24 protein-coding genes and 1 pseudogene are annotated in these 24,734 nt (G+C 60.1%); 11 read left to right on the top strand and 14 right to left on the bottom strand.

Annotated elements, in window-relative coordinates; translation table 11 throughout:
• Positions 1-3 precede the first annotated feature (3 nt).
• The 4 genes and pseudogenes from BN3544_RS06185 to BN3544_RS14265 form a co-directional block, all read left to right on the top strand.
• A complete protein-coding gene (locus BN3544_RS06185) occupies positions 4-426 on the top strand; it encodes a BLUF domain-containing protein (RefSeq protein ID WP_019430089.1) in 423 nt (140 codons plus the stop codon).
• 4 nt (positions 427-430) lie between these two features.
• The gene (locus tag BN3544_RS06180; protein ID WP_019430088.1) at positions 431-1,246 is read left to right on the top strand and encodes a DUF429 domain-containing protein; all 816 of its coding nucleotides are present in this window, start codon (positions 431-433) and stop codon (positions 1,244-1,246) included.
• 280 nt (positions 1,247-1,526) lie between these two features.
• A complete protein-coding gene (locus tag BN3544_RS06175) occupies positions 1,527-2,483 on the top strand; it encodes a putative transporter (RefSeq protein WP_026036670.1) in 957 nt (318 codons plus the stop codon).
• Between the two features lie 64 nt (positions 2,484-2,547).
• Positions 2,548-2,631: pseudogene (locus BN3544_RS14265) on the top strand (polyketide cyclase); the annotation flags it as partial.
• Positions 2,632-2,637: 6 nt separating this feature from the next.
• Here the strand turns inward: BN3544_RS14265 and BN3544_RS06170 are convergent.
• The 4 genes from BN3544_RS06170 to BN3544_RS06155 all read right to left on the bottom strand — a co-directional run bounded on the left by BN3544_RS06170 (position 2,638) and on the right by BN3544_RS06155 (position 7,766).
• On the bottom strand, positions 2,638-4,323 hold the full coding sequence (locus BN3544_RS06170; protein WP_036075122.1) for a SulP family inorganic anion transporter: 1,686 nt from the start codon (positions 4,321-4,323) through the stop codon (positions 2,638-2,640).
• A gap of 23 nt (positions 4,324-4,346) precedes the next feature.
• Positions 4,347-5,687 carry a sulfatase family protein gene (locus BN3544_RS06165; RefSeq protein WP_026036669.1) on the bottom strand — a complete coding sequence of 447 codons (1,341 nt, stop codon included), beginning with the start codon at positions 5,685-5,687 and terminating at the stop codon, positions 4,347-4,349.
• 5 nt (positions 5,688-5,692) lie between these two features.
• A complete protein-coding gene (locus BN3544_RS06160; protein WP_019430083.1) occupies positions 5,693-6,667 on the bottom strand; it encodes a Bug family tripartite tricarboxylate transporter substrate binding protein in 975 nt (324 codons plus the stop codon).
• 88 nt (positions 6,668-6,755) lie between these two features.
• Positions 6,756-7,766 (bottom strand): Bug family tripartite tricarboxylate transporter substrate binding protein, encoded by a 1,011-nt coding sequence (locus BN3544_RS06155; RefSeq protein WP_019430082.1) that lies wholly within the window; start codon positions 7,764-7,766, stop codon positions 6,756-6,758.
• Between the two features lie 115 nt (positions 7,767-7,881).
• Here BN3544_RS06155 and BN3544_RS06150 point away from each other — a divergent pair, with 115 nt between their 5' ends.
• Both BN3544_RS06150 and BN3544_RS06145 read left to right on the top strand, forming a co-directional pair.
• Positions 7,882-8,406 carry a MarR family winged helix-turn-helix transcriptional regulator gene (locus tag BN3544_RS06150; RefSeq protein WP_019430081.1) on the top strand — a complete coding sequence of 175 codons (525 nt, stop codon included), beginning with the start codon at positions 7,882-7,884 and terminating at the stop codon, positions 8,404-8,406.
• Positions 8,403-8,900, top strand: a complete 498-nt coding sequence (locus BN3544_RS06145; protein WP_036075120.1) for a thermonuclease family protein — start codon at positions 8,403-8,405, stop codon at positions 8,898-8,900. Before BN3544_RS06150 ends, BN3544_RS06145 begins: the two co-directional genes overlap by 4 nt.
• A gap of 77 nt (positions 8,901-8,977) precedes the next feature.
• On the opposite strand, the gene BN3544_RS06140 is transcribed toward BN3544_RS06145, so the two are convergent.
• The 3 genes from BN3544_RS06140 to gpmA form a co-directional block, all read right to left on the bottom strand.
• Positions 8,978-9,736 (bottom strand): HesA/MoeB/ThiF family protein, encoded by a 759-nt coding sequence (locus BN3544_RS06140; RefSeq protein WP_019430079.1) that lies wholly within the window; start codon positions 9,734-9,736, stop codon positions 8,978-8,980.
• An 18-nt stretch (positions 9,737-9,754) separates the two neighbouring features.
• Positions 9,755-11,206 (bottom strand): S41 family peptidase, encoded by a 1,452-nt coding sequence (locus BN3544_RS06135; RefSeq protein WP_019430078.1) that lies wholly within the window; start codon positions 11,204-11,206, stop codon positions 9,755-9,757.
• Positions 11,207-11,304: 98 nt separating this feature from the next.
• Entirely contained in the window at positions 11,305-12,048 is a 744-nt protein-coding gene (gene gpmA, locus BN3544_RS06130; protein ID WP_019430077.1) for a 2,3-diphosphoglycerate-dependent phosphoglycerate mutase, read from the bottom strand.
• Between the two features lie 124 nt (positions 12,049-12,172).
• Between gpmA and BN3544_RS06125 the strand changes: the two genes are divergently transcribed.
• The 4 genes from BN3544_RS06125 (at position 12,173) to BN3544_RS06110 (ending at position 14,476) form a co-directional block, all read left to right on the top strand.
• Positions 12,173-12,574, top strand: coding sequence for a rhodanese-like domain-containing protein (locus BN3544_RS06125; protein WP_026036667.1), 402 nt, complete (start codon positions 12,173-12,175; stop codon positions 12,572-12,574).
• Between the two features lie 15 nt (positions 12,575-12,589).
• Positions 12,590-12,850, top strand: coding sequence for a glutaredoxin 3 (gene grxC / locus BN3544_RS06120; RefSeq protein WP_019430075.1), 261 nt, complete (start codon positions 12,590-12,592; stop codon positions 12,848-12,850).
• A gap of 141 nt (positions 12,851-12,991) precedes the next feature.
• Entirely contained in the window at positions 12,992-13,456 is a 465-nt protein-coding gene (gene secB, locus BN3544_RS06115; protein WP_019430074.1) for a protein-export chaperone SecB, read from the top strand.
• An 18-nt stretch (positions 13,457-13,474) separates the two neighbouring features.
• Positions 13,475-14,476, top strand: coding sequence for an NAD(P)H-dependent glycerol-3-phosphate dehydrogenase (locus BN3544_RS06110; RefSeq protein WP_019430073.1), 1,002 nt, complete (start codon positions 13,475-13,477; stop codon positions 14,474-14,476).
• Between the two features lie 27 nt (positions 14,477-14,503).
• Here the strand turns inward: BN3544_RS06110 and panC are convergent, their stop codons facing one another.
• The 6 genes from panC to BN3544_RS06080 all read right to left on the bottom strand — a co-directional run bounded on the left by panC (position 14,504) and on the right by BN3544_RS06080 (position 21,897).
• On the bottom strand, positions 14,504-15,352 hold the full coding sequence (panC, locus tag BN3544_RS06105; RefSeq protein ID WP_019430072.1) for a pantoate--beta-alanine ligase: 849 nt from the start codon (positions 15,350-15,352) through the stop codon (positions 14,504-14,506).
• A 114-nt stretch (positions 15,353-15,466) separates the two neighbouring features.
• On the bottom strand, positions 15,467-16,324 hold the full coding sequence (locus BN3544_RS06100) for a segregation and condensation protein A (protein ID WP_019430071.1): 858 nt from the start codon (positions 16,322-16,324) through the stop codon (positions 15,467-15,469).
• Positions 16,325-16,389: 65 nt separating this feature from the next.
• Complete coding sequence (locus BN3544_RS06095) at positions 16,390-16,596, bottom strand: DUF3460 family protein (protein WP_019430070.1); 207 nt, start codon at positions 16,594-16,596, stop codon at positions 16,390-16,392.
• A 75-nt stretch (positions 16,597-16,671) separates the two neighbouring features.
• On the bottom strand, positions 16,672-18,351 hold the full coding sequence (locus BN3544_RS06090; protein ID WP_019430069.1) for a SulP family inorganic anion transporter: 1,680 nt from the start codon (positions 18,349-18,351) through the stop codon (positions 16,672-16,674).
• A 179-nt stretch (positions 18,352-18,530) separates the two neighbouring features.
• Complete coding sequence (metG, locus tag BN3544_RS06085) at positions 18,531-20,612, bottom strand: methionine--tRNA ligase (RefSeq protein ID WP_059355983.1); 2,082 nt, start codon at positions 20,610-20,612, stop codon at positions 18,531-18,533.
• A gap of 94 nt (positions 20,613-20,706) precedes the next feature.
• Positions 20,707-21,897 (bottom strand): patatin-like phospholipase family protein, encoded by a 1,191-nt coding sequence (locus tag BN3544_RS06080; protein WP_026036665.1) that lies wholly within the window; start codon positions 21,895-21,897, stop codon positions 20,707-20,709.
• 83 nt (positions 21,898-21,980) lie between these two features.
• Here BN3544_RS06080 and apbC point away from each other — a divergent pair, with 83 nt between their 5' ends.
• Complete coding sequence (apbC, locus tag BN3544_RS06075; protein ID WP_019430065.1) at positions 21,981-23,069, top strand: iron-sulfur cluster carrier protein ApbC; 1,089 nt, start codon at positions 21,981-21,983, stop codon at positions 23,067-23,069.
• 40 nt (positions 23,070-23,109) lie between these two features.
• Here the strand turns inward: apbC and BN3544_RS06070 are convergent, their stop codons facing one another.
• Positions 23,110-24,678 (bottom strand): benzoate-CoA ligase family protein, encoded by a 1,569-nt coding sequence (locus tag BN3544_RS06070; protein WP_019430064.1) that lies wholly within the window; start codon positions 24,676-24,678, stop codon positions 23,110-23,112.
• Between the last annotated feature and the right edge of the window lie 56 nt (positions 24,679-24,734).

The following is a 24,734-nucleotide window of genomic DNA, read 5'->3' as shown; positions in this document are numbered from 1 at the left end:
TCCATGTTGGTACGCCTGCTTTACGCCAGCCGCGCTGTAGACCCCCGCCCCGAGATGATCGACTCGATCCTCGCCCAGTCGCGCCAATTCAACCCCAGTACCGGCATCACCGGCATCCTTTGCTATGGTGGTGGTATTTTCCTGCAAGCCATCGAAGGCGGCCGTGGGGCTGTCAGCGAGTTGTACGGACACATCCAGAAAGATGCCCGCCACAAAGAAGTGGTCTTGCTGCATTACGAAGAGATCACCGAGCGCCGCTTTGGCGGCTGGACGATGGGCCAGGTCGACACCTCGCGAGTCAACACCAACATCCTGCTCAAATACGCCGAGCGTGCCGAGTTGGACCCGTACAGCGTGTCGGGCAAAGTCTCATTGGCTTTGCTCGAAGAGCTGATGGCCACCGCGTCCATCATCGGGCGCGCCTGATCCGATGCAGCTCATCGGCTGCGACTTCTCCAGCAGCCCCAGCAAACGCAAGCCCATCGTGCTGGCGCTGGGCCAAGCCCGCCAGGGCAGGGTGCAACTGCAAGCGCTGAAAACCTTTGACACCCTGACTGCGTTTGGCCAATGGCTTGCGCAGCCTGCCGACTGGGTGGGCGGCTTTGACTTGCCCTTTGGCCTTCCACGAGAGCTGGTGCAGACGCTGGGCTGGCCCACCAACTGGGCCGCCTGCATGGACCACTACTGCGCCTTGGAGCGCCCCCAAATCCGCGAGCAATTTGCAGCGTTTTGCAACGCCCGCCCAGTGGGTGGCAAGTTTGCCCACCGCGCTGCCGACAAACCCGCGGGTTCCAGCCCCTCTATGAAATGGGTCAACCCGCCTGTGGCCTACATGCTGCACGCGGGCGTGCCTCTGCTGCGTCAGGCGGGTGTGCACCTGCCCGGCCTGCACGCAGGCGATGTGCGTCGTGTGGCGCTAGAGGCCTACCCCGGCCTGCTGGCGCGCGAGGTACTGGGCAACACCAGCTACAAAAGCGACGACAAAGCCAAACAAACCCCCGAACGCCTGTTGGCCCGGCGCGAACTGCTGAGCGCACTGGAGCGCGGGCAAACCCGCCTGGGCTTGCGCCTGGTGGCCAGCAACGCTCTGATGGGTCGTCTGGCTGACGATGCCAGCGGTGATGCACTCGATGCCACCCTTTGCCTGATGCAGGCGGCTTGGGCGCAGCAACAGCACGAAGCCGGACACCCGCAATACGGCCTACCGCCTTGCGATCCGCTGGAGGGATGGATCGTTACCTGTTGATGCCCATCCAATACGGCCTATTGGGGGCAGTTGACGGTAGGCTTCAACAAGCCGGCAACTGTTGAAGAGTCTTTGACTCAAACTGGCGATTGGCTTAAGCCGGGTACATTCAGTATCAGCGCTATGGCACCGGGCTTGCGCCCATGGGACCTTTTCCCAAAGCGGCTTCAGGGCCGCCGAATCGGGCACAGCGAGGATCTGAAGTTGCTCTAAGTGGTGCTGCCTGCGGTCGTCGAGACCGAGACGGTCGACAGTGTCAAACCCTGAATAAGAAGGCCCTATGTTCCGAAGTTTCTTTCTCTCACGCCGCTGGGCCTTGTGGTCTTGGGGAGGTTTGTTGGTGTTGGTGGCGCTGGTGTTCATCACCGTGCAGCAGACGGTCAAGCTCAACACTTGGTATGGCCAGTTTTATGACTTGCTGCAAAAACCTGAACAAGCGGGTGGTTTGGCCATGTTTTGGGGTTTCATGCAGCAGTTTGCGTGGATCGCTTTTCCCTACATGTTGCTGCGCAGCCTTGAAACCTATTTGGCCTCGCACTACGCTTTTCGGTGGCGTCAGGCCATGACCGAGACGTATTTGCCGCGCTGGCAAAAAACGAGCGAGACGGTCGAAGGGGCTTCGCAGCGCATTCAAGAAGACTGCATGCGTTTTGCCCGCCAGACCGAGAACCTGGGCTTGGGATTGGTGCGGGCGGTGCTCACGCTGGCATCGTTCATTCCGATTTTGTGGGGGCTGTCTCAGGGCATGGCCATTGCTTGGTTGCAGTTTGAGGGGTCTCTGTTTTGGGTGGCACTGTTTACTGCGCTGGGCGGTACGGTGTTGTCGTGGTTTGTGGGCATTCACTTGCCGGGGCTGGAGTACAACAACCAGAAGACCGAGGCCGCTTTGCGCAAGGATTTGGTGTATGCCGAAGACGACCGCAGCCGCATGGACTTGCCCACGGTTTTGAATTTGTTCGCCGGGGTGCGCTTGAACAATTTCCGCTTGTTCAACCATTACGCCTACTTCAACCTCTGGAGCAATTTTTACAGCCAGTCGACGGTGATTTTTCCGTACCTGCTGATGGGGCCATCGCTGTTTACCGGGCTGATCACGCTGGGCGTGATTCAGCAAGTGAGCAATGCGTTTGGCAAAGTCAATGAAGCGTTTTCTTACCTGATTGAGCGATGGACCGACATCACAGAATTGCGTTCGATTCACAAGCGCTTGACCGAATTTGAAAAGAGCTTGGCATAAGGGTCGGCAAGTAGACTTGGCAGGGATCGAGCCGAACATGGATCAGGTGGTTGCTTCTGACCTGATTTCCGCTGAAGCTTGTGGCTTGGGTTGGCAGGAGTCCTTGCAGCTGCTGGCGCTGTTGGTCAAGGCTGAAATTCCGGCTTGACTCGCTTCAAATGGCCGCTGCCGCAATGTCGTCGGGCAGTGGGGCCAATTGCGCCAAGGCTTGCAGGGCCTCGGCATCGGTGCGGTAGAGCTTGAGATAAGGGCTGTCCTGGAGCTCACCTGCGCGGCGCAAGGCGGTTTCCACGGGCAGTTTGATGCCGCTGATGTGCAGGGTGATGCCCCGGCTGGCCAGTTGCCGGTGCAGCTGGCCAAAGGTCTCCACACCCGTCACGTCGATTCGGTTGATGGGTTGCGCAAACAGGCAAACATGCTTCACCTCGCGGTGGCGGGCCAGGTGGTCGGTGATGGCCCGGTCAAAGTCGCTGGCGGCGGCAAAGTCCAGTTCGGCATCCATGCGCAGCGCGTAGAGGTGCAGAGCCAGTGGGGGCAGTTTCCACAGATGGCGGTCGCGCAGGCTGCCGTCGGGGTGCAGGCCCACTTCGATGATGCGCGGGTGCAGGCGCGTGTGCAAAAAGTGGCTCAGGCCCACCAGCACCCCGGTCATCACACCCCAGTAAATGCGCGGCGCGGTCAATAAGGTCATGACAAAGGTGATGCCCGCTGTCATGGTTTCGATGCGGCCGATGCGCCAGAGCGTCAAAAACTGGCGGGGCTGGAACAAATTGAGCACAGCCACGATCACGGCCGCCGACATGACCGAGCGCGGCACGTATTGCAGCGCGGGCATGAGTATCAGCAAGGCCAGCAGCACAAAGCCCACCGAGGCGACCACGGCCCAGCCCGAGCGTGCACCGGCATAAAGCATGAGTGCGGAGCGCGAAAACGAGGTGCTGGTGGCAAAACTGCCTGAAAAGGCAGAGGCCAGTTTGGCCAGTCCCTGGCTGAACAGTTCGGTGCTGTCGTCCCAGCGCTTGCCGTCGCGTCTACATTCGATGCGGGCACTGGAGGCGGTTTCTAAAAAACTGACCAACGCGATCACCATGGCGGGAACCCAAAGCTGGTTGAGCACCGTCAGGCCGGGCCAATGGGGCCCATAAAAGCCGGGCAAGCCCGAAGGCAGCAAACCGACCACCGCGCCGTGCGCCTGGTAATCGGTGGCATAAGCGACGGCCGAGGCGATGCCCATGACGATCATGATGCCGGGCCAGCGCGGCTTGGAATGCCGCAACAAAAGCAGCGCCACCAGGCTGCTGAGTCCGAACAGGGCGGACCAGCCGGTCAGCCAGGCGGGCCAACTTTGCACATGCCAATGCCAGGCTTCTATGCCCAGCAAACCGGGCACTTGCGAAGCCATGATCAGCAAGGAGGCCGCTTGGGTGAACCCCATCATCACGGGCGCACTGACCAGGTTGATGAGCCAGCCGTAGTTGCCCAGCCCCAGCAACAGTTGAATGGCCCCCGACAGCAGTGACAACCACACCGCCAGCGCCACCCATTCGGGCGAGCCGGGTTCGGCCATGCCCGTCAGCGATGCCTCAATCAGCACGCAAGTGAGCGCGGCTGGCCCCACCGACAAGCGGTTGGCGCTGCCGAACAATACGGCCAGCAGGGCGGGAATCAGGCAGGTGTAAAGGCCTGTGACCAGCGGCATGCCAGCCAGCCCCGCGTAGGCCACGGCCTGCGGCACCATGACCAGAGCCACCGTCAGCCCGGCCAGCACTTCGGTGCGGGCCAGATGGGCGGTCAGGCGAGGCCAGTGGCGGAAGGTTAAAAATCGTTGCATATCAGGCATGCCTGATCTTAGCCGCCCTGCGTTCAGCGCTGCGGCATGTCTTTGACCGAATAACCCAGACTGATGGTCGCGTCTTCGGGAATGGCGGGTACGCTGGCATCCCAGGCTTCCCAAGCGGCTCGCAGGCTTTGCAGCTTTCCGGGCTGGTGTTTGGCCAGGTTGGCGCGTTCGCGCTCATCAGCCGGGATGTTGAACAAATAGTCGTTGCCGTCGACCCGTAGGTATTTGTAGTCACCCATGCGCAGGGCGCGCTGGCCACGGTGGTTCATGCGCCAATACAGGGGCCGCTCGAACTGGTGCTGTGCATCGCGCAGCACGGGAGCCAGCGACACCCCGTCAAAAGGGTGCTTGGCATCCGCTTTTGCGCCAGCCAGTTCGACCATGGTGGCCGACCAGTCCATGGTCATGCAGTGCTGGGTCGAGGTGCCACCCGGCGCGATGAAGCCGGGCCAATGCGCGATCCACGGAACACGGATACCGCCTTCGGTCAGGTCCATCTTGCCGCCGACCAGAGGCCAGTTGTCGCTGAAGCGTTCGCCGCCGTTGTCGCTGGTGAAGACGATCAGGGTGTTGTCGATCTGGCCTGTCTTTTTGAGGGCGTCCACCACCCAGCCAATGCCTTCGTCCATGTGGTGGATCATGCGGTGGTAGGTGTGGATGTTGCCGCCATGCAGGTGGAACAGGTTGTCCTTGACCTCTTGGGCCAATGCGTGGTCTTCGCGCGTTTCCCAGGGCCAGTGCGGCGCGGTGTAGTGCAGGCTCAAGAAAAATGGTGTGCCCTGTGCAGCGCCGGGGGCCATGCGGTTCACAAAGTCCACCGCTTTTTGTGAAATCAGGTCGGTCAGATAGCCGTCTTCGTGCTTTTCTTCTTCGTTGGTGTACAGGTCGTGCGTGCCGTTGTTGCTGGCATGGGTGAAGTAGTCCACCCCGCCCGACATGGGGCCAAAAAATTCTTCGTAGCCAGACTTGATCGGGCTGAAGTGGGGCGGGTAGCCCAGGTGCCATTTGCCAATCAGCGCGGTGCGGTAGCCACTGGCCTTGAGCAGTGATGGCAGTGTGGGGTGCTCGGGTGGCAGGCCCAGCACGGTGCTGCCTTTGCTTTTGCTGTTGATGGGCTCATCGGCCCCGCCGCGAAGGCGGTACTGGTAGCGCGCCGTCATGAGCGCAAAACGCGTGGGCGAGCACACGGGTGAATTGGCATAACCCTGAGTGAACTTGAGGCCTGCAGCGGCCAGTTGGTCGAGCACGGGCGAGACTTTGCCGAACTTTGCATCGCGGCCGCCGTAGCAGCCCAGGTCGGCAAAGCCGAGGTCGTCGGCCACGATGAAGATGATGTTGGGGCGTTGTGCCGTGGTGTGGGTCATGGCGTTCATTCGACTTTCATGCCCGTGGACTTGACCACGCGGCCGTAGCGCTGGGATTGGTCGCTCAGACGTTTGACCGCGTCCGCTCCGATCAGACCTTCGTAGAAAAGATCCATGCCCGCCAGTTGAGTTTGTTTGTCGGGCCGGTTCAAGGCGTCGGTGAAGGCTTTTTGCAGCCATTGCACCACGGGCTCGGGTGTGGCTGCGGGCACCATGGCGATGTAGAGCACCTCCAGCTCCAGATCCTTCAAGCCCGCTTCGGCCACAGTGGGAATCTCCGGTGCCGAGCGTGAACGCTGGCGGCTGGTCACGGCCAGCGCGGTGATCTTGCCGGTCTTCACATGGGGCAGCATGCCGGGTGTGGCCAGCACGCCCGCATCCACTTCGCCAGCCAGCACAGCGGTCACGGCTGGGGTGTTGCCTTTGTAGGGCACATGCTGAATGGTGATGCCCGCCGCGTCCATGAAAATTTCGGCTGCCAAATGACCCGGGCTGCCACTGCCTGCGCTGCTGAAGTTCAGACCCTTGCCTTTGCCTTGGGCGATCAGGTCTTTGATTGTTTTGAAGCCGGTGCTGGGGTGTGCACCGACCAGCAGGCCCGAAGAGACCATGACCATGATGGGTCGCAGGTCCGCCGGCTTGAAGGCCATGTTTTTGTAGATGTATGGATTGACCGTGAAGGTGGTGTCGATGCCGAACAACACGGTGTAACCATCGGACGGGCTCTTGGCCACAAAGTCAGCCCCGATGTTGCCGCCTGCGCCGGCTTTGTTTTCAACCACGACCGCCTGCTTGGACTGGGTGGTGATGTACTCACCGACTGAACGGGCTAAAAAATCAGCCGGGCCGCCCGCCGGGAAGTTGGTGATGAATTTGATGGGTTTGCTGGGGTAGCTTTGGGCCCATGCAGGGACTGAAAGGGTGCAGGCGGCCATGCTCAGGCAAAGCGCTGCGCGCCAAGGTGTCAGTGATTTTTTCATGTGCGTTTTGTGTGTCGGTGGGTGATCAGCGTGCAGCCGATGCAGAGTGCGGAGCGCTTGGAAAGCAGAGTGCGGACAGGCCACCCCTTCAGTCCAGCTGAACGCCCGTGGCTTTGATGGGTTTTTCCCAGCGATTGAGATCGGCTTTTTGTGCTGCAGCCAGATCGACCGAGTTAGAGCCAATGGGCTCATAGCCGAGCTTGAGCATCTTGTCTTTCATGGCCGGGTCGCGCGCGATTTTCATCATGGCTTTTTCAAGGCGACCAAGTGCATCGCCTTTGAGTCCGGCAGGGCCATACATGGCAAACCAGGCCGTTGCATCCATGTTGATGCCTGATTCTTTGAGCGTGGGCACTTCGGGCACTTGCGGGTCGCGCTGGCTGCCGGTCACGGCAATGATGCGGACCTTGCCCGCGCGGTGCATTTCGGCGGTTTCGGACACCACGTCAAATTTGTAGCCGATGTGGCCGCCCAGCAGCGCGTTGTTGGCCGGTGCGCCGCCCTGGAAAGGCACATGGTTCAGGCTGATGCCCGCCGATTGCTCCATCAACACGCCCATGAAGTGTGGCAAGGTGCCCGCGCCAGGGGTGCCGTAGCTGGCATTGCCTGGATCGCTCTTGGCTTTGGCCACCAACTCAGCCACATTTTTCACGTTGCTGGCGGGGCCGGACACCACGCCAAACTGGAAGCGGGCGATCTGCGAGACGGGGGTGAAGTCTTTTACCGCGTCGTAGTCGAGCTTTTTATAAACATGGGGAAACAACACCATGGGGCCGCTGGGCAACACGATCACAGTCTGGCCATCGGGTTTGGCGACCTTGACTGCATTCAAGGCAATGCGTCCACCTGCGCCGGGTTTGTTGTCCACGACGATGGTGCCAAAGTCTTCACGCAGGGCGTCGGCCACCATGCGGGCCAAAATGTCTGCGGAGCCGCCGGGCGGAAAACCCACCACGATCTTGAGCGGCGGTTTGTCTTGCGCCTGCAGGCTGGGCGAGAGTGCAGCCAAAGAAAGCGCGAGCAGGCCCAAACTCCAGCGGCTGAAGTGGCGGCTGAAGTGGCGGGTGCTGTGGCCGGTGGTGCTTTGGATCGAATGCATGAATGTCTCCGTTTGTGCGGGGCTGAAACGTCCCCTGTTAAAAGCGCAAGCCAACGCAGAATGTAGTGGCTTGACCGACAATTGATCTAATCAACCATCCCCCCTGAAAACCCTGATGCCTTTGTCCCCATCCCAACGTTTGGCGTCGATTGACGACCTGCTTTTGTACAGGCTGGGCCGTTTGTCGAGCGTGGCGGGGACCATGGTGGTGCGCTTGTGTGAGGGCGGTTATGGCATTACCCGGCGCGAATGGGCCGTGGTGGCCCAACTCTATGAAAACGGCAGCTTACCGCCGTCGGCCCTGGCCGAGCGGATGCACCGTGATCGCGCCCGCACCTCGCGCACCTTGACGGCATTGGGGCACAAACAACTGGTGCTGCGCACCATCCCCGCCAACGACCGGCGCAGCGCGTTGGTGAGCCTGACGCCAGCAGGGCGGCAGCTGTATGAAGCTTTGATGCCCCAGATTCAGGCCATCAACAGCCAAATTTTGAAAGCACTGCAGCCCGAAGAAGCCGCTCGATTTGACGAAGCGCTGGAGCGCTTACAGGCCCGCGCCCAAAGCTTGTTGACCGAGCTGAGCCCCGACCTGCCCAAGGCCAATCGCCGCCAGGGACAACGCGGCAAGGATGCTTCATGACGTTATGGCGTCAGTGGTTTTGTGCTTTGGCCTTGGCACTGCCTTGTGCGGGGCAGGCTTCTGAGGTTTGGACAGGCTGGGTCAGTTGGGTCATGGATGGCGACACGGTTTTATTGGTGCGTGAAGGCCAGCATGAGCCTGTCAAATTGCGCATTGAAGGCATTGACGCCCCCGAAATTTGCCAACCCGGCGGAGCTGAAGCCCGCGATGCAATGATCCGCCTGGCGCTGCGCAAGCCGGTTCAGGTGCTTGACCATGGCCACGATGTTTATGGCCGACAGATTGGCCGTTTGTCCATAGACGGTGTGGATTTGGGGGCCGAGATGGTGCGCTCCGGCATGGCTTGGGCCTACCGGTTTCGCACGGGTAAAGGCCCGTATGCAGACCTGCAACGCCAGGCCCAAACACAAAAAATAGGGATGTTTGCGGCAGACGAAGTCGCCATGTCGCCATCTGTGTTCAGAAAATTCCATGGCACTTGCCACGGCAGCTGAGCGCCGCTAGCGCTTGCATTGATGCGCAGGTTGCAGCAGCTTGTTCTGTTTATAAGTGGTGGCTGGCGCGGACCGGATCAACCTTGACGGTACGCCGCGCACACCGGGCAGAGCGGGTTGCGCTGCATGCGGATATCGGTCCACGACAGCGCGCGCCCGTCGAGCATCAGCAAACGCCCGGCCATGTGGCTGCCCATGCCGCTCAAAATCTTGAGGGCTTCGGCGGCTTGCACCGTGCCGATGATGCCCACCAGCGGTGCGAACACGCCCATGGTGGCGCAGCGGGTTTCTTCAGGCGCTTGCTCGGGGGGGAAGATGCAGGCGTAGCAGGGGGCGTCGTGCTGAGTGCTGTCAAAGACCGAGACTTGTCCGTCCATGCGGATGGCGGCACCCGATACCAGGGGTTTGCGGTGTTTCACGCAGGCCAGATTCACGGCCTGGCGGGTTTCGAAGTTGTCGCAGCAGTCCAGCACCACGTCGGCTTGGGCCACCAGTTTGTCGAGCAAGGCCGCGTCGGCCCGCTGAGTGATGGCGCTCACTTGTGTGTCGGGGTTGATCTGCCCAATGGCCGTCCGTACAGAATCAGCCTTGTACTGGCCCACCCGGTCCAAAGTGTGGGCAATTTGGCGCTGCAAGTTGGTGGCGTCCACAAGGTCGTGATCGACCACGGTGATGTGGCCGACTCCGGCACTGCCCAAATACAGGCTGACCGGCGAGCCCAGCCCTCCGGCACCGATGATCAGGGCGTGTGAGGCCAGCAGGTTTTCCTGGCCGTCGATGCCCAGCTCATTGAGCAGGATGTGCCGCGAATAGCGCAGCAGTTGCGCGTCATCCATTCGCGTTGTCCATGGCGCTCAGTCTTCTTTCTTTTCGGTCTTGCGTTCGGCCAGTGTGGTGCTGGCTTTGACCGGCAGGCCTTTGAGCTGGTTCAGGGCCTGGATCAACTGGAAGTCTTTGTCCGAGCCGAACTCGGGCAGGCGGCGTTCAGCCACGGGTTTTTTGGACTCTTCTTCCAGCTTTTTGAGGGCGTCTTCACGGGCTTTTTCGCGGGCCGGGTCTTTTTTCTCTTCGGCTTCTTTGCCGTTGGACAGGTGTTTTTCGAGATCGGCTTCGCGGGTGCGCAAGGCCGAGAACACATTGCCGTTTTCGGTTTCGTCCAGCATCACCTCGGGCACGATGCCTTTGGCCTGGATGGCGCGGCCATTGGGCGTGTAGTAACGGGCGGTGGTGATCTTGAGCGCCGTGTCAGGCCCCAATTGGCGCACGGTTTGCACTGAGCCCTTGCCAAAGGTTTGGCTGCCCATCAGGGTGCCGCGCTTGTAGTCTTGCAGTGCACCGGCCACGATTTCGCTGGCCGAGGCCGAGCCTTCGTTGACCAGCACCACCAAAGGCACTTTTTTCAAGGCGCCGCCCGTGGCTTGCGTCATGTGGGTGATCGGGTCGTTGCTGCTGTTGCGACGCCAGAACTGGGGCGTGGCTTTGTAGGTGAATTTGCTTTCTTCGAGCTGGCCATTGGTGGTGACCACCGTGACGTTTTCAGGCAAGAAGGCGGCAGACAGGGCCACCGCCGCATCCAGCAGGCCACCCGGGTCGTTGCGCAAGTCGAGCACCAAGCCTTTGAGCTTGGGGTCTTCTTTGTACATTTCTTCGATTTTGCGGGCGAAATCATCCACCGTGCGTTCCTGGAACTGCGACACGCGAATCCAGCCGTAGCCCGGCTCGATCAGCTTGGACTTGACTGACTGGGTCTTGATTTCTTCGCGGACGATGGTGACCGGGAAGGTGCGGTTTTCAGACTTACGGAAGATGGTCAGCAACACCTTGGTTTTGGGTTCGCCACGCATGCGCTTGACCGCTTCGTTGAGCGACAGCCCTTTGACCGCCGTGTCGTTGATCTTGGTGATCAGGTCGTTGGTTTTGAGGCCAGCACGGTCGGCTGGGGAGCCTTCAATGGGCGAAACGATCTTGACCAAACCGTCTTCTTGGCTGATCTCGATGCCTACGCCTACAAATTTCCCCGAGGTGCCCTCGGAAAATTCTTTGAAGCTCTTTTTGTCGAAATACTGAGAGTGCGGGTCCAGACTGGCCACCATGCCTGAAATGGCTTCAGTGATCAGCTTTTTCTCGTCCACAGGCTCGACGTAGTCACTTTTGACCATGCCAAAGACAGCCGCCAGTTGCTGCAGCTCTTCGAGTGGCAAGGGCGCCATGTTGCCGCGTGCCACCGTTTGCAAAGACATGGTGGTCAGTGCGCCAGCCAGTGCGCCTATGCCGATCCAGCCCGCGATCTTGAGTTTTTGTCCCATGTGCTTGTATGTTCCCAGTGAGAAGCGGCCCAATATACACCCGCCAGTGACGGGTGTTTGTCCGAACCATAAATCACCTTGTGCAAGGTCGGTTTGGCTCAGGCTTTGCCTTGGTTGGCCACTGCGGCAGCGGCTTTTGCTGCGGCTTCGGCATCGCCTAAGTAGTAGTGGCGGATGGGCTTTAGATTGTCGTCCAGCTCGTACACCAGCGGGATGCCGTTGGGGATGTTCAGGTTCACGATGTCGGTGTCCGAAATGCCGTCCAGGTACTTGATCAGGGCGCGAATCGAGTTGCCGTGCGCCGCGATCAGCACGCGCTTGCCGGCCTTGATGCTGGGGGCGATGCTGTCGTTCCAGGCGGGCAGCACGCGGGCCACGGTGTCTTTCAGGCACTCGGTCAGTGGCACCGATTCGACGTCCACATTGGCATAGCGCCGGTCGCTGCGCTCGCAGCGGGGATCTGTGGCTTCCAACGCCGGAGGAGGCGTGTCGTAGCTGCGACGCCAGATGAGCACCTGCTCATCGCCGAATTGCTTGGCCATGTCAGCCTTGTTCAGGCCTTGCAGGGCACCGTAGTGGCGCTCGTTCAGGCGGTAGTCCTTGACCACCGGCAGCCAGGTGCGGTCCATCTCGTCCAGGGTGTACCAAAGGGTGTGGATGGCGCGTTTGAGGACCGAGGTGTAGCAAAGATCAAAGTCCCAGCCTTCGGCTTTGAGCAGCTTACCGGCCGACATGGCCTGGCTTACGCCGGTGGGGGTCAGGTCGACATCGGTCCAGCCCGTGAAGCGGTTTTCGAGGTTCCAGGTGGATTCGCCGTGGCGGATGAGGACGATTTTGTACATGGTGAGGCAACAGCTGGGCTGTAAAAACAAGGGGTCAAAACAGAGGACAAGTCCATCATTTTAGAATCGCTGCTTGGCGGTCCGCTGACGGACCGGTGTTTTTTGGCTTACAAAGGTCTGATTCGTGAAATTTCTCCTCGACAACTGGATGCTCATCACCGTGGCTTTGGCTTCGGGCGTGGCTTTGCTTTTTCCTGTTCTGAACAAAGGCAGTGGCCTCAGCCCCCAAGACATGGTGCAGCTGATGAACCGCGAAAAAGCCATCGTGATTGACGTGTGCGAGCCCGACGAATTTGCGCGTGGCCATGTGATCGGTGCCAAAAACCTGCCCTTGGGCCAACTCGAAGACAAATTGGCCCAACTGGTCAAAAGTAAATCGGCCCAAGTGGTGATGGTTTGCCAGGTGGGCGCGCGTTCGGCCCGTGCTGCAGCGACTGCCCGCAAGCTGGGTTTTGAAAATGTGCAGTCTTTGTCGGGTGGACTCAATGCCTGGCAAGCGGCCAGCATGCCTGTTGAAAAAGCCTGATTCAAGGAGCACCTCATGCAAGCCGTCAAGATGTACACCACCGCCGTTTGCCCTTATTGCATCCGTGCCAAGCAATTGCTCAAAGCCAAAGGCGTTGAGCAGATTGAAGAAATCCGCATCGACCTGGACCCTGTTCAGCGCGACCACATGATGCAGACCACCGGCCGCCGCACCGTGCCGCAAATCTATGTGGGCGATACCCATGTGGGTGGCTGCGACGACCTGATGGCGCTCGATGCCAAAGGCGGTTTGCTGCCTTTGTTGCAAGCGGCCTGAACTCGCGTGGGTTGTCACTGACGCCCTAGGGTTTTCACAGGCAGGCCTCGGGCCGAGGCCTGATTCTGATCGCCGATAATTCACCTGTTTCATCCTTGGGCGGTTCTCTGTGAACTGCCCGTATTTTTTGAAGAGATTTTCATGACCGATACCGCTGTCAACACCGAAGCCCAAGCCCCTGTTTTTCAGATTCAGCGCGTTTACCTGAAAGAGGCTTCACTCGAGCAGCCCAATTCGCCCGCTATCTTGCTGGAGCAGCAGCAGCCCAGCGTGGACATTCAGTTGGGCGTGGAAGCCACCCCCGTGGCCGATGGCGTGTTCGAAGTCTGCGTGACCGCAACAGTGCACACCAAAATCGCCGACAAGACCGTGTTTTTGGTCGAGTGCAAGCAAGGCGGCATCTTCGAAATCCGCAACGTGCCCGAAGACCAGATGGGTGCCATCATGGGCATCGCCTGCCCGCAAATCGTTTACCCCTATCTGCGCGGCAACGTGGCCGACTTGATTACCCGTGCTGGCTTCCCGCCTGTGCACTTGGCCGAAATCAACTTCCAGGCCATGTACGAGCAGCAGCAAGCCCAGCAAGCTGCGGCCCCTCAGCAGTAAAAACAGCACGCGCCCGGCATGCAGATCACCATCATCGGTGCGGGGGCTTGGGGCACAGCGCTGGCCATTGCCGCCAGTCGCCAGCCTATGGCCCACCGGGTGAGTCTGCATGCACGCGACGCAGCCCAGGCGCAAGCCATGCAGCAGCAGCGCAGTAATGAGCGCTATTTGCCTGGCATCGCGCTGCCTGCCGATCTGGCCATCACGTCGGGCCCGCTGGCCTCGCTGGTGCAACACGCCAGCGCCGAAGACCTGTTCATCATCGCCACCCCCATGGCTGGCCTGCGCAGCACTTTGCAAGCGCTGCAGGGTGTGCCCGCCTCTGTGGCCTGGTTGAGCAAAGGCTTTGAGGCCGACACGGGCCTCATGCCGCATGAGGTGCAAGCTCAGGTCGCGCCCGCGCTGCTGGCCGGGGCTTTGAATGGGCCCAGCTTTGCCCAAGAGGTGGCCCGCAGCCAGCCCACCGCTCTGGTGGCCGCCAGTGCGCACGCGTCGGTGCGCGAGGCGCTGGTCAAGGCTTTTCATGGCGCTGCGCTGCGTGTGTATGCCAACGACGACATCGTCGGGGTTGAAGTCGGTGGTGCCGTCAAAAACGTGCTGGCCATTGCCACGGGTCTTTGTGACGGCCTGGACTTGGGGTTGAACGCCCGGGCGGCACTCATCACACGTGGGCTGGCCGAAATGACCCGTTTGGGCCTGGCACTGGGTGCCAAGCCAGAAACCTTCATGGGCCTGTCGGGCTTGGGTGACTTGGTGTTGACCGCCACAGGTGACCTCAGCCGCAACCGCAAAGTAGGCCTGTTGTTGGCGCAAGGCCTGAGCCTGGCGCAGGCGGTGACCTCACTGGGTCATGTGGCCGAAGGCGTCTACAGCGCGCGCACTGTGTGGCAACGCGCCCAGAGTTTGGGCGTTGACATGCCCATCACCGAGGCAGTGGTCGCGCTGCTCGATGGACGTCTGAAGGCGTCTGAGGCGGTGCAGGTCTTGATGGGTCGCGGGCCTCGGGGCGAAGCTGTTTAAGACCTCTGATCAGCCGTGACGGTGGACTCAGATTTCGAAGTTGTCGATCAGTCGTGTGGCACCCAGTTTTGCCGCGCCCAACACCACCAGCGCATCACCCGCCTGCGGCGCTTGCAGGTCGTGGCGACGGCGAACCGTGAGGTAGTCGGTTTGCCAGCCACGTTGGCGCAGGCCTGCCATGGCCTTGGCCTCTAGTGCGGGCAAATGGGTGTGCAGCGCATCGGCAGCCGCCAAGGCATCTCGCCCCAGTTCACGCAAAGCCAATGACAGTTGCACCGCTTCGGCGCGTTCGGCTTCTGACAGGTAACCGTTGCGCGAACTCAAGGCCAGGCCATCGGCAGCCCGGCAGGTCTCGACGCCCATCACTTCAAGGGGCAGCGCCAACTGGCGCACCATCTGGCGGATCACCATGAGCTGCTGGTAGTCCTTTTTACCAAACACGGCCACGCCCTCGGCCTTGCCTGCAAACACGCTCATGAACAGCTTCATGACCACGGTGGACACACCCGTGAAAAAGCCCGGGCGGAATTCGCCTTCCAAGATGTCGCCCAGCACCGGGTCGGCTTGAACCTTGACGGTTTGGCGCTCGGGGTACAGGTCGGTCTCGCGCGGGGCAAACACGACGTCGCAGCCTGCGGCCTCCAGCTTGGCGCAGTCGGCTTCCCAGGTGCGGGGGTAACTGTCAAAGTCTTCGTGGGGCAAAAACTGCAAGCGGTTGACGAAGATGCTGGCCACGGTGCAGTCGCCCAGCGGTTTGGCTCGGTCGATCAGAGTGGTGTGACCTGCGTGCAAATTGCCCATGGTGGGCACAAAGGCGGGGCGGCTGCTGTGGGCCAGGTGCTGGCGCAGTTCGGCGATGGAGCGGGCGATGAGCATGGATAAAGTCGCGGTGGGTCGTTGGCTGTGGCGCTGCTGTGAACTTGTTGCGTCGCCCGCATCGTTCGAGCAAAAGCGTTGGCCTGTGGGCAAGATCAGTGAGGGGTTCCGGGCTCAGTTGGGCGTGTAAGCCAGTCGCACATAAATGGGCGCAAAGGCCTCGGCCTGGGTGATCTCGATCAGGGTTTCTTTGGCCAGTTCAAGCAGGGCGATGAAGGTCACCACCAGCACGGGCGTGCCTAAGGTGGGGTCGAACAGGTGCTCAAACTCCACAAATTTGCGGCCTTGCAGGTGCTTGAGCACGATGGTCATGTGCTCGCGCACACTCAGTTCTTCGCGGCTGATCTTATGGTGCTGAACCAAATTGGCGCGTTTCAAGATGTCACGCCAGGCCGCTTGCAGTTCGTCCATGCTGACGTCCGGGAAGCGCGGTTGCAGACTTTGCTCAATGTAGACCTGGGTCTGCAAAAAATCGCGACCGTATTGAGGAATCATGTTCAGCTGCATGGAGGCGAGCTTCATCTGCTCGTATTCGAGCAGACGGCGCACCAGTTCGGCTCGTGGGTCTTCGGCTTCTTCGCCTTCGGCCCCCTTTTTGGGCGGCAGCAGCATGCGCGATTTGATCTCGATCAGCATGGCCGCCATCAGCAGGTATTCGGCCGCCAGTTCCAGATTGCGCTGCCGGATTTCTTCAACATAGGTCAGGTATTGGCGCGTGACGCCTGCCATCGGAATGTCGAGGATGTTGAAGTTTTGTTTTCGAATCAAATAGAGCAGCAAATCCAGAGGGCCTTCGAAAGCCTCCAGAAACACCTCCAGCGCATCCGGCGGGATGTACAGGTCGGTAGGCATCGAAAACAGCGGTTCGCCATACAAACGGGCCACGGCCACATGGTCAACCACCAGTGGCATGGACGCAGGTGCGTCTTGCAGCGGCACAGGCAGCTCGGTGGGTGGGGTGAAAGCGGTCATGGGCGAGCCAGTGGTGAACGCCGCAGCAGGAAATGGGTTCGCCCGCGCAGCGCTCAGCCTGAAATTCAGGTCGGTTGGGTCTGGTAAACGTAGGGCTTTTGGGCCACACGCGCTTCTTTGAATTCTTGTTGTTCGTTACGGCTCAGTTGTTTGTCCCACAGCAAAGCACGGCCTTGACGCTGCTCGGCTTCGAGCTCGGGGCGGTGCGCCTTCAGTTGCTCAATGAACTGTGTGGTGTCCGAGGTGTAGTCAGGACGGCGAAAAATGGACATGGAGGACTTTCTGGCAGACAAAGTGGGGTGAGCCGGGTGCTCAATCAGGCACGCTGCAAACCGAAGGTGAGGATTTTACTGGCCCGGACGCATCACCAAGCTGACGGCCCGCTGCAGGCCGGCAGGCAGGTCTGGCTCGAGCCGCCCTTCCAGGTGTTCCAGCAGGCCACTGCGTCCGGCGATGTCCAGAGGTTGGTGGAACAAACCACAAATGATCAGCTGCACCTCTTTTTTACGGCAGGTGTCGATCAGGTTCATCAGGGCATCGGCCCCCGAAGAATCCACATAAATCACGTTTTTCAGGTCAAGCACCAGCACGGGGGTGTGGGTCTTGTCTTCGATGTCCTCGATCAACTTGACGGCCCCAAAAAACAGCGCTCCGTACAAGCGCCAAGCCTGAATCTGGGCCTCGTGCCCTGCCAGTCCGGGATGCTCCAGACCACTGACGGGTTCGCTGCGGCTCAGGCTCGAGATTCGGTAAATGAAGGTCAGGCAGGCTGTGATCAGGCCCACCTCCACAGCGACCGTGAGGTCAAACACCACCGTCAAAAAGAACACCGCCAACAAGGTGGCGCGGTAGGGCAGGCGGTAATGGCGAAGCAGCAAAAACTCGCGCCATTCGCCCATGTTCCAGGCCACAAACAACAATATTGCCGCTAACGCCGCCAAGGGCACGTGCCCGGCCAAAGGCGCCGCCAGCAAGACCACGGCGAGCAAGGTCAGTGCATGCACCATGCCCGAAATGGGGCTGCTGCCCCCGCTTTTGATGTTGGTGATGGTTCGGGCAATCGTGCCGGTTGCCGGCATGCCTCCAAAGAAAGGGGTCACAAAGTTGGCCACGCCCTGCGCCATCAACTCTTGGTTGGGGTTGTGTCGGTCGCCGATCATGCCGTCGGCAATCCGAGCGCACAGCAGCGATTCGATCGCCCCCAACAGCGCCAAGGTCAGCGTGGGCATGAGCAAAAAGCGGGCACTGTCCCAGCTGAACGCAGGCCACTGGAAACTGGGCATGACCGCCGGAATGCCACCGAATTTGCTGCCGATGGTTTCCACCGGCAAGGACAGCCCCAGGCAAGCCAGCGTGGCAAACAGCAAGGCAATGATGGAGCCCGGCACCAAGCTGACCCAGCGGTAAGCGGTGTTTTCGAGGCGGCGGCCCAAACGCATCCAGCCGACCAGCAGCGACAAAGAGCCCAAGGCCACGAGCAATGCGGCCAGATTGGCGGTGTGCAGGTTTTGGCCCAAGACATTCAGCATGCTGAAAAAGTCCGCGGGCATAGCCTGAATTTTCAGACCCATCAAGTCCTTGACCTGCGACAGCATGATCAGCACCGCGATGCCGTTGGTGAAGCCGATCACGACCGACACCGGGATGAAACGGACCAAAGAGCCGAGCCGGAACAAGCCCATCAAAAAAAGCAAAACCCCCGACATGGCCGTGGCCAGAATCAGGTTGGCCAGGCCGTAGCGCTCGACGATGCCGTAGACGATGACGATGAACGCACCTGCCGGACCGCCAATTTGAACGCGACTGCCACCCAAGGCCGAGATCAAAAAGCCCGCAATGATGGCGGTGAACAGGCCCGCTTCGGGCTTCAGGCCCGAGGCGATGGCAAAGGCCATGGCCAGCGGCAAAGCAACCACCCCCACCGTAATGCCCGCGCCAATGTCTTGGGTCAAGCGTTGGCGGTTGTAGCCGGCCAGACTGTCCAGCAATCGGGGTCTGAAAAAGTGGGTTGCTTGTGGCCAGTTCATGGGATGGTGTTTATTCAAGGCGTGGCCGAAAATCACGCGGCACGTTGAAGCAAGTCATCAAGCAAGGGGCGCAGGCTCAGCAGCCAGAGCAGCACAGCCAAGGCCTCGGGGCTTCGTTGCACATCGGTCCATCCACGGATCAGGGGGAACATGTGCAGCGTTTCGGGTGTGCTCAGGGATCAGTGAATCCGCATGCCGGGCTTGGCACCGGGCCAAGGGTGCAGCACGTGGATGCCCGGTTCGGCTTTTTCATCGGCGTGGCTGGCGGCCAGCACCATGCCCTCGCTCACGCCAAATTTCATCTTGCGCGGTGCCAAATTGGCCACCATCACCGTCAGTTTGCCGATCAGGTCTTCGGGCTTGTACATGCTGGCGATGCCGCTGAAGACATTGCGGGTGCGTCCTTCGCCCACATCCAGTGTCAGGCGCAAGAGCTTCACCGAGCCTTCCACCGGTTCGCAGTTCACGATTTCAGCGATGCGCAGGTCCACCTTGGCAAAGTCGTCGATGGAGATGGTCTCTGCAATCGGTTCGCCACCGGGGACGAGTGCAGGCACAACAGGCTCTGGCGCTTCAAAGAGCGATTCAAGTTGCTTGATGTCCACACGCTGCATCAGGTGCTGGTAGGCGTTGATGCCGTGGCCTGCACCCAGCAGGGTCTGCGCTGCGTCAAAGGTGAAGGGGGCGACGTTCAAGAACGATTCGACCTGAGCGGCCAAAGCGGGTAGCACGGGTTTGAGCTGCAGCGTGAGCAGGCGGAAGGCTTCGATGCAGGCGCTGCACACATCGTGCAGGCGTGCATCCATGCCTTCTTGCTTGGCCAGCTCCCAAGGCTTGTTTTGGTCCACATAGGCGTTGACCTTGTCGGCCAGCAGCATGGCTTCGCGCAGAGCCTTGCCGTATTCGCGTTCTTCGTAAAAGGCGGCAATGCCGGGCGTTGCACTTTGCAGTGCCGCCAGCAGGGCTTGGCCGTCGGCGCTGACGGTGCCCAGTTGGCCGTTAAAACGCTTGGCAATGAACCCGGCCGAGCGTGAAGCGATGTTGATGAACTTGCCCACCAAGTCGCTGTTGACGCGGGCCATGAAGTCTTCGGCATTGAAGTCGATGTCTTCGTTGCGGCCTGATAGCTTGGCGGCCAGGTAGTAGCGCAGCCACTCGGGGTTCATGCCCAGGCTCAAGTACTTGAGCGGGTCCAGGCCCGTGCCCCGGCTCTTGCTCATTTTTTCGCCGTTGTTCACCGTCAAAAAGCCGTGCACGTTCACCTTGTTGGGCGTCTTGCGGCCAGAAAAGTGCAGCATGGCGGGCCAGAACAGGGTGTGGAAGGTGACGATGTCCTTGCCGATGAAGTGGATCTGCTCCAGATTCGGGTTGGCCATGTAGGCGTCGTAGTCTTCACCGCGTTTGTCCAGCAGGTTTTTGAGTGATGCCAGATAGCCCACAGGCGCGTCCAGCCAGACATAAAAGTATTTGCCCGGCGCATCCGGAATTTCGATGCCGAAGTAGGGCGCATCGCGCGAAATGTCCCAGTCGCCCAAGCCTTCGCTGGTGCTGCCATCGGGGTTGGTGCGCACACTGAACCATTCTTTGACCTTGTTGGCCACCTCGGGCTGCAGTTTGCCGTCTTGCGTCCACTGGGTCAAAAACGCCACGCAGCGCGGGTCAGACAGCTTGAAGAAAAAGTGCTCCGAGGTTTTCAGCTCGGGCTTGGCCCCCGACAGGGCCGAAAACGGCTTGATCAGGTCGGTCGGGGCATAGACCGCGCCGCAGACCTCGCAGTTGTCGCCGTACTGGTCTTTGGCGTGGCACTTGGGGCACTCGCCTTTGATGAAGCGATCGGGCAAAAACATGTTCTTCTCGGGGTCGAAGAACTGTTCGACGGCACGCACTTCGATAAGTGAGCCGCCATCAGCAGCGCTGATGTCGCGCAGGTCCCGGTAAATCTGGCGGGCCAACTCGTGGTTTTCCGGCGCGTCGGTGCTGTGCCAGTTGTCAAAAGCGATGTGAAAACCGTCCAGATAGGGCTTGCGGCCCGCCGCGATGTCGGCCACGAACTGCTGGGGTGTCTTGCCGGCTTTTTCGGCGGCGATCATGATCGGTGCGCCGTGCGTGTCGTCGGCACCCACAAAGTTCACCTGGTTGCCCTGCATTCTTTGGTAACGCACCCAGATGTCGGCCTGGATGTATTCCATGATGTGGCCGATGTGAAAGTTGCCGTTGGCGTAGGGCAGGGCGGTGGTGACGAAGAGTTGGCGCTTGGACATGTCGGGGGTGGCTTGAAACCTTGAAGGCAAGCTTTTGATTTTAGACGCTAACAGCCTGCGGCTCCGCTGTGCCGGATGGCCGCCTCTGTGGCCATCAGGCCTTGGCGGTCCAGCCAAAGAACCGCGCAATCTCGTCCCGTTGTTGTTGGGCATCGGATTCGCCCAAGGCCATCAGTTCACGGGTGTAAGCCGCTTCAAACAGCAGGTAGCTGAGCAGTGCATTGCCTTGCCCGTGAAAAGTGGTCTGGCTTGCCCCCAGGGTGCGCAGCAGGCTTTTGACCGTTTGCGGCAAGGCGTCGGCGTGTCGAGCAGCGATTTCATCCAGCCGCTGTGATGGGGCGATCAGCAGCAGTTCAATGGGTCGCAGGTGGGTGTCCAGGCGTTTTTCAATGGGAATCAGTTGCAAGGTCTGATTGATCCGTTGCATGCGTTCGACATCAACCGCCAATGAATCCAGAAAGATGCTCGACAAAGCGTGCCCGGCAATCTGGGCCAAAGAAGGGTACGAGGGTTCTTGCGTAGACACCTGGCGAGGCTCCAGCATGCGGCCAGCCCCGATGACCAGGATTTTGCTGGCACCCAAGTGGATGGCCGGTGAAATCGGGGCCGTCTGCCGCATTGAGCCATCACCAAAATAGGCTGTTCCCTGAGGGCCCTCGAGCCGCATGGCCGGAAAAATGAACGGAATCGCTGAACTGGCGAGTAAATGTGGGTGCGACAGGCGGCCATGTTGAGCCAATCGCTGGTTCCGGACCCAGGGGGTGACCGGGCGACAGCTTTCATAAAAGGTGACGTGTTCGCCCGTGCTGTAGCTGGACGCTGTGATGGCGAGTGCCTGTAAATGCCCATCCCGAAGCAGGCGTGGCAGTCGTTCCAGGTCAATGCGTTCTTGCAACAAATCGCGCAAAGGGTCATTGTTCAGCAGCGATTTGGGGCGGAGTCGTTTTTGCGTGATCAACCAGCCCAGTGACAGCAGAGACACCCAGCGTGCCCCTGAACGGATCATGCCCAGGATGTCAGATCGGTAGACTTGTTCGACTTGAAAGTGGCTCCAAACATGGACGAGGTCTTCCATGGCCTGGTCAAAATGATCGGCACGGCAGGCTAAAAAAGCGGCGTTGATGGCGCCGGCCGAGGTGCCCGATATCACCGGAAAAGGATTGCCCTGGGCTGCGCCGGCTTCGCGTCGCATGCGAGCGATGGCGGCGAGCACACCAACTTGGTACGCGGCACGGGCCCCGCCGCCTGAAAGTATCAATCCTGTTGTGTCACTCATCACGTCCATCCTAGCGGCGTTTCAACCATGAGAAATCAGGGGACACCCGCGCTTGGGTAGACTTCGGTACCTTTTTTTGTGAATGAATTCCGATGGCCAGCTCAGAACAATTGCTCCAAGCCCTGCAAACCGTGATCGATCCGAACACCGCAAAGGACTTTGTGTCTACCAAAGCCCTCAAGAATTTGGTGGTCGAGGGCGGTGATGTGTCCTTTGATGTGGAACTGGGCTATCCCGCCAAGAGCCAGATCCCGGCGCTGCGCCAGGCGCTGATTGCCGCAGCCAAGGGCGTGGCGGGCGTGACCAACGTGTCGGCTAATGTGATCAGCAAGATCGCAGCCCACTCGGCGCAGCGCGGCGTGGCGCTGCTGCCGCAGGTCAAAAACATCGTGGCCGTGGCTTCGGGCAAGGGTGGCGTGGGCAAAAGCACCACCGCCGTCAACCTGGCGCTGGCGCTGGCGGCCGAGGGTGCCAAAGTGGGCTTGCTGGATGCCGACATTTACGGCCCGAGCCAACCCATGATGATGGGCATCGAGGGCCGCCCCGAAAGCGAAGACGGCCAGACCATGGACCCCATGGAGAACTACGGCGTGCAGGTCATGTCGATCGGTTTTCTGGTCAGCCAAGACGAGGCCATGATCTGGCGCGGCCCTATGGCCACACAAGCGCTGGAGCAGCTGCTGCGTCAGACCAACTGGAAAGAACTCGATTATTTGATCGTGGACATGCCACCCGGCACGGGCGATATCCAGCTGACCTTGTCGCAGCGCGTGCCCATGACGGGCGCGGTGATCGTGACCACGCCGCAAGACATTGCCTTGCTGGATGCCAAAAAAGGCGTGAAGATGTTCGAGAAAGTCGGCGTGCCGATTTTGGGCTTGGTTGAAAACATGGCTGTGCACGTCTGCACAAATTGCGGCCATGTGGAGCACATTTTTGGCGCCGATGGCGGCAAGAAAATGGCCGCCGAGTACGGCATGGACTATCTGGGCGCGTTGCCCCTGGACATGCAAATTCGCCTGCAGGCCGACAACGGCAAGCCCACGGTGGTGTCCGATCCTGACGGCGAGGTGGCCCAGATTTACAAGGCTGTTGCGCGTCAGGTGGCGGTCAAGATCGCAGCCAAGGCCAAGGATTTTTCGTCCAAGTTCCCGACCATCAAGGTCAGCAAGGACACCTGATCTGACATCTGCCCGTGCATTAACAGCCGAGGCTTTTGTTTCATGAGTGGGCTGTCTTTTCCAGATCCCGCAATCGGAATCGCTGGATCTTGCCCGTGGCTGTTTTGGGCAATTCCGCCACAAATTCAATGAATCGTGGGTATTTGTAGGGTGCCAGGCGTTCTTTGACGAAAGCTTTGACTTCGTCTTGCGTCAGGCTTTGGCCCTGTTTGAGCACGATGAAGGCCTTGGTCTTGGTCAGACCGTCGGTGTCTTCCTTGCCGATCACGGCCGCTTCCAGAATGGCTGGGTGCTGCACCAAGGTGGCCTCAACTTCAAAAGGCGAGACATAGATGCCGCTGACCTTGAGCATGTCGTCGTTGCGGCCCGCATAGGTGTAGTAGCCGTCGGGGTCGCGGGTGTACTTGTCGCCGCTCTTGGTCCAGACACCCTGGAAGGTGTCGCGGGTTTTTTCGCGGTTGTTCCAGTACATGAGCGCACTGCTGGGACCTTGGATGTAGAGGTCGCCGATTTCGTTGTGGCCGGTGACTACGCTGCCGTCTTCGTTGCGCAACTCCACCTCGTAGCCTGATACGGCTTTGCCAGTGGTGCCGTAGCGCACGTCGCCGGGGCGGTTGGACAGGAAGACGTGCAGCATTTCGGTCGATCCGATCCCGTCAATGATTTCGCAGCCAAAGTGGGCGGTCCAGCGCTCGCCGATGTCGCGTGGCAGTGCTTCACCCGCCGACGAGCACAGGCGCAGGGCGACCCGGTTCTTTGCGGGCAAGTCAGGGCTGGCCAGCATGCCGCCGTAGCCAGTGGGCGCACCATAGAACACGGTGGGCTGGTGATCAACCATGCGCTTGAATGTGGCCAAGGGGGTGGGGCGCTCGGCCATCAACACCACGCTCGCGCCCACGCTCAAGGGGAAGGTCAGGGCATTGCCCAGCCCATAGGCGAAAAACAGCTTGGCCGCCGAAAACACCACATCACTTTCGCGCAGTGCAAGCACGTCTTTGCCATACAACTCGGCCGTCCAGTAAAGGTTTCCCTGGCTGTGCACAGTGCCTTTGGGTTTGCCCGTGGAGCCGGATGAATACAGCCAGAAAGCCGGTTCATCCGCCAGCGTGGACGCGGGCAACGCGGGGTTGCTTTGCCGGACGAAATCGGCCATGTCGAATTGTCCTTGCGAAAGCGCAGCGCTGGGGCGCGAAACCACCACATGCTGCACCTCGGTTTTGACCTGGTCCATCGCGGCTTGCAAGGTGGGCAGCAAAGCGCCTGATACCAGTGCCGCCTGGGCGCGGCTGTTGGTCAACATGAAGGCATAGTCTTCGGCTGTGAGCAAGGTGTTGACTGCCACGGGGACCACGCCCGCATAAAGCGAGCCCAAAAAGGCCACGACCCAGTCGCTGCTGTCATGCATGAGCAGCAATACGCGATCTTCGCGTTTGAGGCCCATGGCCTTGAGGCCGCCCGCAAATCGACGAATCTGTTCGGTCAGTTCGCCATAGGTCACCGAACCCACATCGTCGATCAAGGCGGTTTTGTTCGGTCGTGAGGCGTTGTTGGCGATCAGGTGTTGTGCAAAGTTGAAGTCTGCAGATGGTGCATTCACGGTGCGGGTCATGTTTGTCTCCTCGGGTGTTTGTTATGTTGGCCAGATTTTTTGTTCTGGCCATAGGG

Origin of the sequence: Limnohabitans sp. Rim47 (genome assembly GCF_001517545.1) — a bacterium.
In the GTDB taxonomy this organism is placed as follows: Bacteria; Pseudomonadota; Gammaproteobacteria; order Burkholderiales; family Burkholderiaceae_C; genus Limnohabitans_A.
The sequence above is the reverse complement of the archived record's forward strand: the minus strand, read 5'-3'. Positions and strand labels throughout refer to the sequence as shown.

Excerpts from the sequence above, each read along its gene's own strand:
- BN3544_RS06185 (WP_019430089.1), top strand. The coding sequence starts at position 4 with ATGTTGGTACGCCTGCTTTACGCCAGCCGCGCTGTAGACCCCCGCCCC.
- BN3544_RS06180 (WP_019430088.1), top strand. The coding sequence starts at position 431 with ATGCAGCTCATCGGCTGCGACTTCTCCAGCAGCCCCAGCAAACGCAAG.
- BN3544_RS06175 (WP_026036670.1), top strand. The coding sequence starts at position 1,527 with ATGTTCCGAAGTTTCTTTCTCTCACGCCGCTGGGCCTTGTGGTCTTGG.
- BN3544_RS06170 (WP_036075122.1), bottom strand. The coding sequence starts at position 4,323 with ATGCCTGATATGCAACGATTTTTAACCTTCCGCCACTGGCCTCGCCTG.
- BN3544_RS06165 (WP_026036669.1), bottom strand. The coding sequence starts at position 5,687 with ATGACCCACACCACGGCACAACGCCCCAACATCATCTTCATCGTGGCC.
- BN3544_RS06160 (WP_019430083.1), bottom strand. The coding sequence starts at position 6,667 with ATGAAAAAATCACTGACACCTTGGCGCGCAGCGCTTTGCCTGAGCATG.
- BN3544_RS06155 (WP_019430082.1), bottom strand. The coding sequence starts at position 7,766 with ATGCATTCGATCCAAAGCACCACCGGCCACAGCACCCGCCACTTCAGC.
- BN3544_RS06150 (WP_019430081.1), top strand. The coding sequence starts at position 7,882 with ATGCCTTTGTCCCCATCCCAACGTTTGGCGTCGATTGACGACCTGCTT.
- BN3544_RS06145 (WP_036075120.1), top strand. The coding sequence starts at position 8,403 with ATGACGTTATGGCGTCAGTGGTTTTGTGCTTTGGCCTTGGCACTGCCT.
- BN3544_RS06140 (WP_019430079.1), bottom strand. The coding sequence starts at position 9,736 with ATGGATGACGCGCAACTGCTGCGCTATTCGCGGCACATCCTGCTCAAT.
- BN3544_RS06135 (WP_019430078.1), bottom strand. The coding sequence starts at position 11,206 with ATGGGACAAAAACTCAAGATCGCGGGCTGGATCGGCATAGGCGCACTG.
- gpmA (WP_019430077.1), bottom strand. The coding sequence starts at position 12,048 with ATGTACAAAATCGTCCTCATCCGCCACGGCGAATCCACCTGGAACCTC.
- grxC (WP_019430075.1), top strand. The coding sequence starts at position 12,590 with ATGCAAGCCGTCAAGATGTACACCACCGCCGTTTGCCCTTATTGCATC.
- secB (WP_019430074.1), top strand. The coding sequence starts at position 12,992 with ATGACCGATACCGCTGTCAACACCGAAGCCCAAGCCCCTGTTTTTCAG.
- BN3544_RS06110 (WP_019430073.1), top strand. The coding sequence starts at position 13,475 with ATGCAGATCACCATCATCGGTGCGGGGGCTTGGGGCACAGCGCTGGCC.
- panC (WP_019430072.1), bottom strand. The coding sequence starts at position 15,352 with ATGCTCATCGCCCGCTCCATCGCCGAACTGCGCCAGCACCTGGCCCAC.
- BN3544_RS06100 (WP_019430071.1), bottom strand. The coding sequence starts at position 16,324 with ATGACCGCTTTCACCCCACCCACCGAGCTGCCTGTGCCGCTGCAAGAC.
- BN3544_RS06095 (WP_019430070.1), bottom strand. The coding sequence starts at position 16,596 with ATGTCCATTTTTCGCCGTCCTGACTACACCTCGGACACCACACAGTTC.
- BN3544_RS06090 (WP_019430069.1), bottom strand. The coding sequence starts at position 18,351 with ATGAACTGGCCACAAGCAACCCACTTTTTCAGACCCCGATTGCTGGAC.
- metG (WP_059355983.1), bottom strand. The coding sequence starts at position 20,612 with ATGTCCAAGCGCCAACTCTTCGTCACCACCGCCCTGCCCTACGCCAAC.
- BN3544_RS06080 (WP_026036665.1), bottom strand. The coding sequence starts at position 21,897 with ATGGACGTGATGAGTGACACAACAGGATTGATACTTTCAGGCGGCGGG.
- apbC (WP_019430065.1), top strand. The coding sequence starts at position 21,981 with ATGGCCAGCTCAGAACAATTGCTCCAAGCCCTGCAAACCGTGATCGAT.
- BN3544_RS06070 (WP_019430064.1), bottom strand. The coding sequence starts at position 24,678 with ATGACCCGCACCGTGAATGCACCATCTGCAGACTTCAACTTTGCACAA.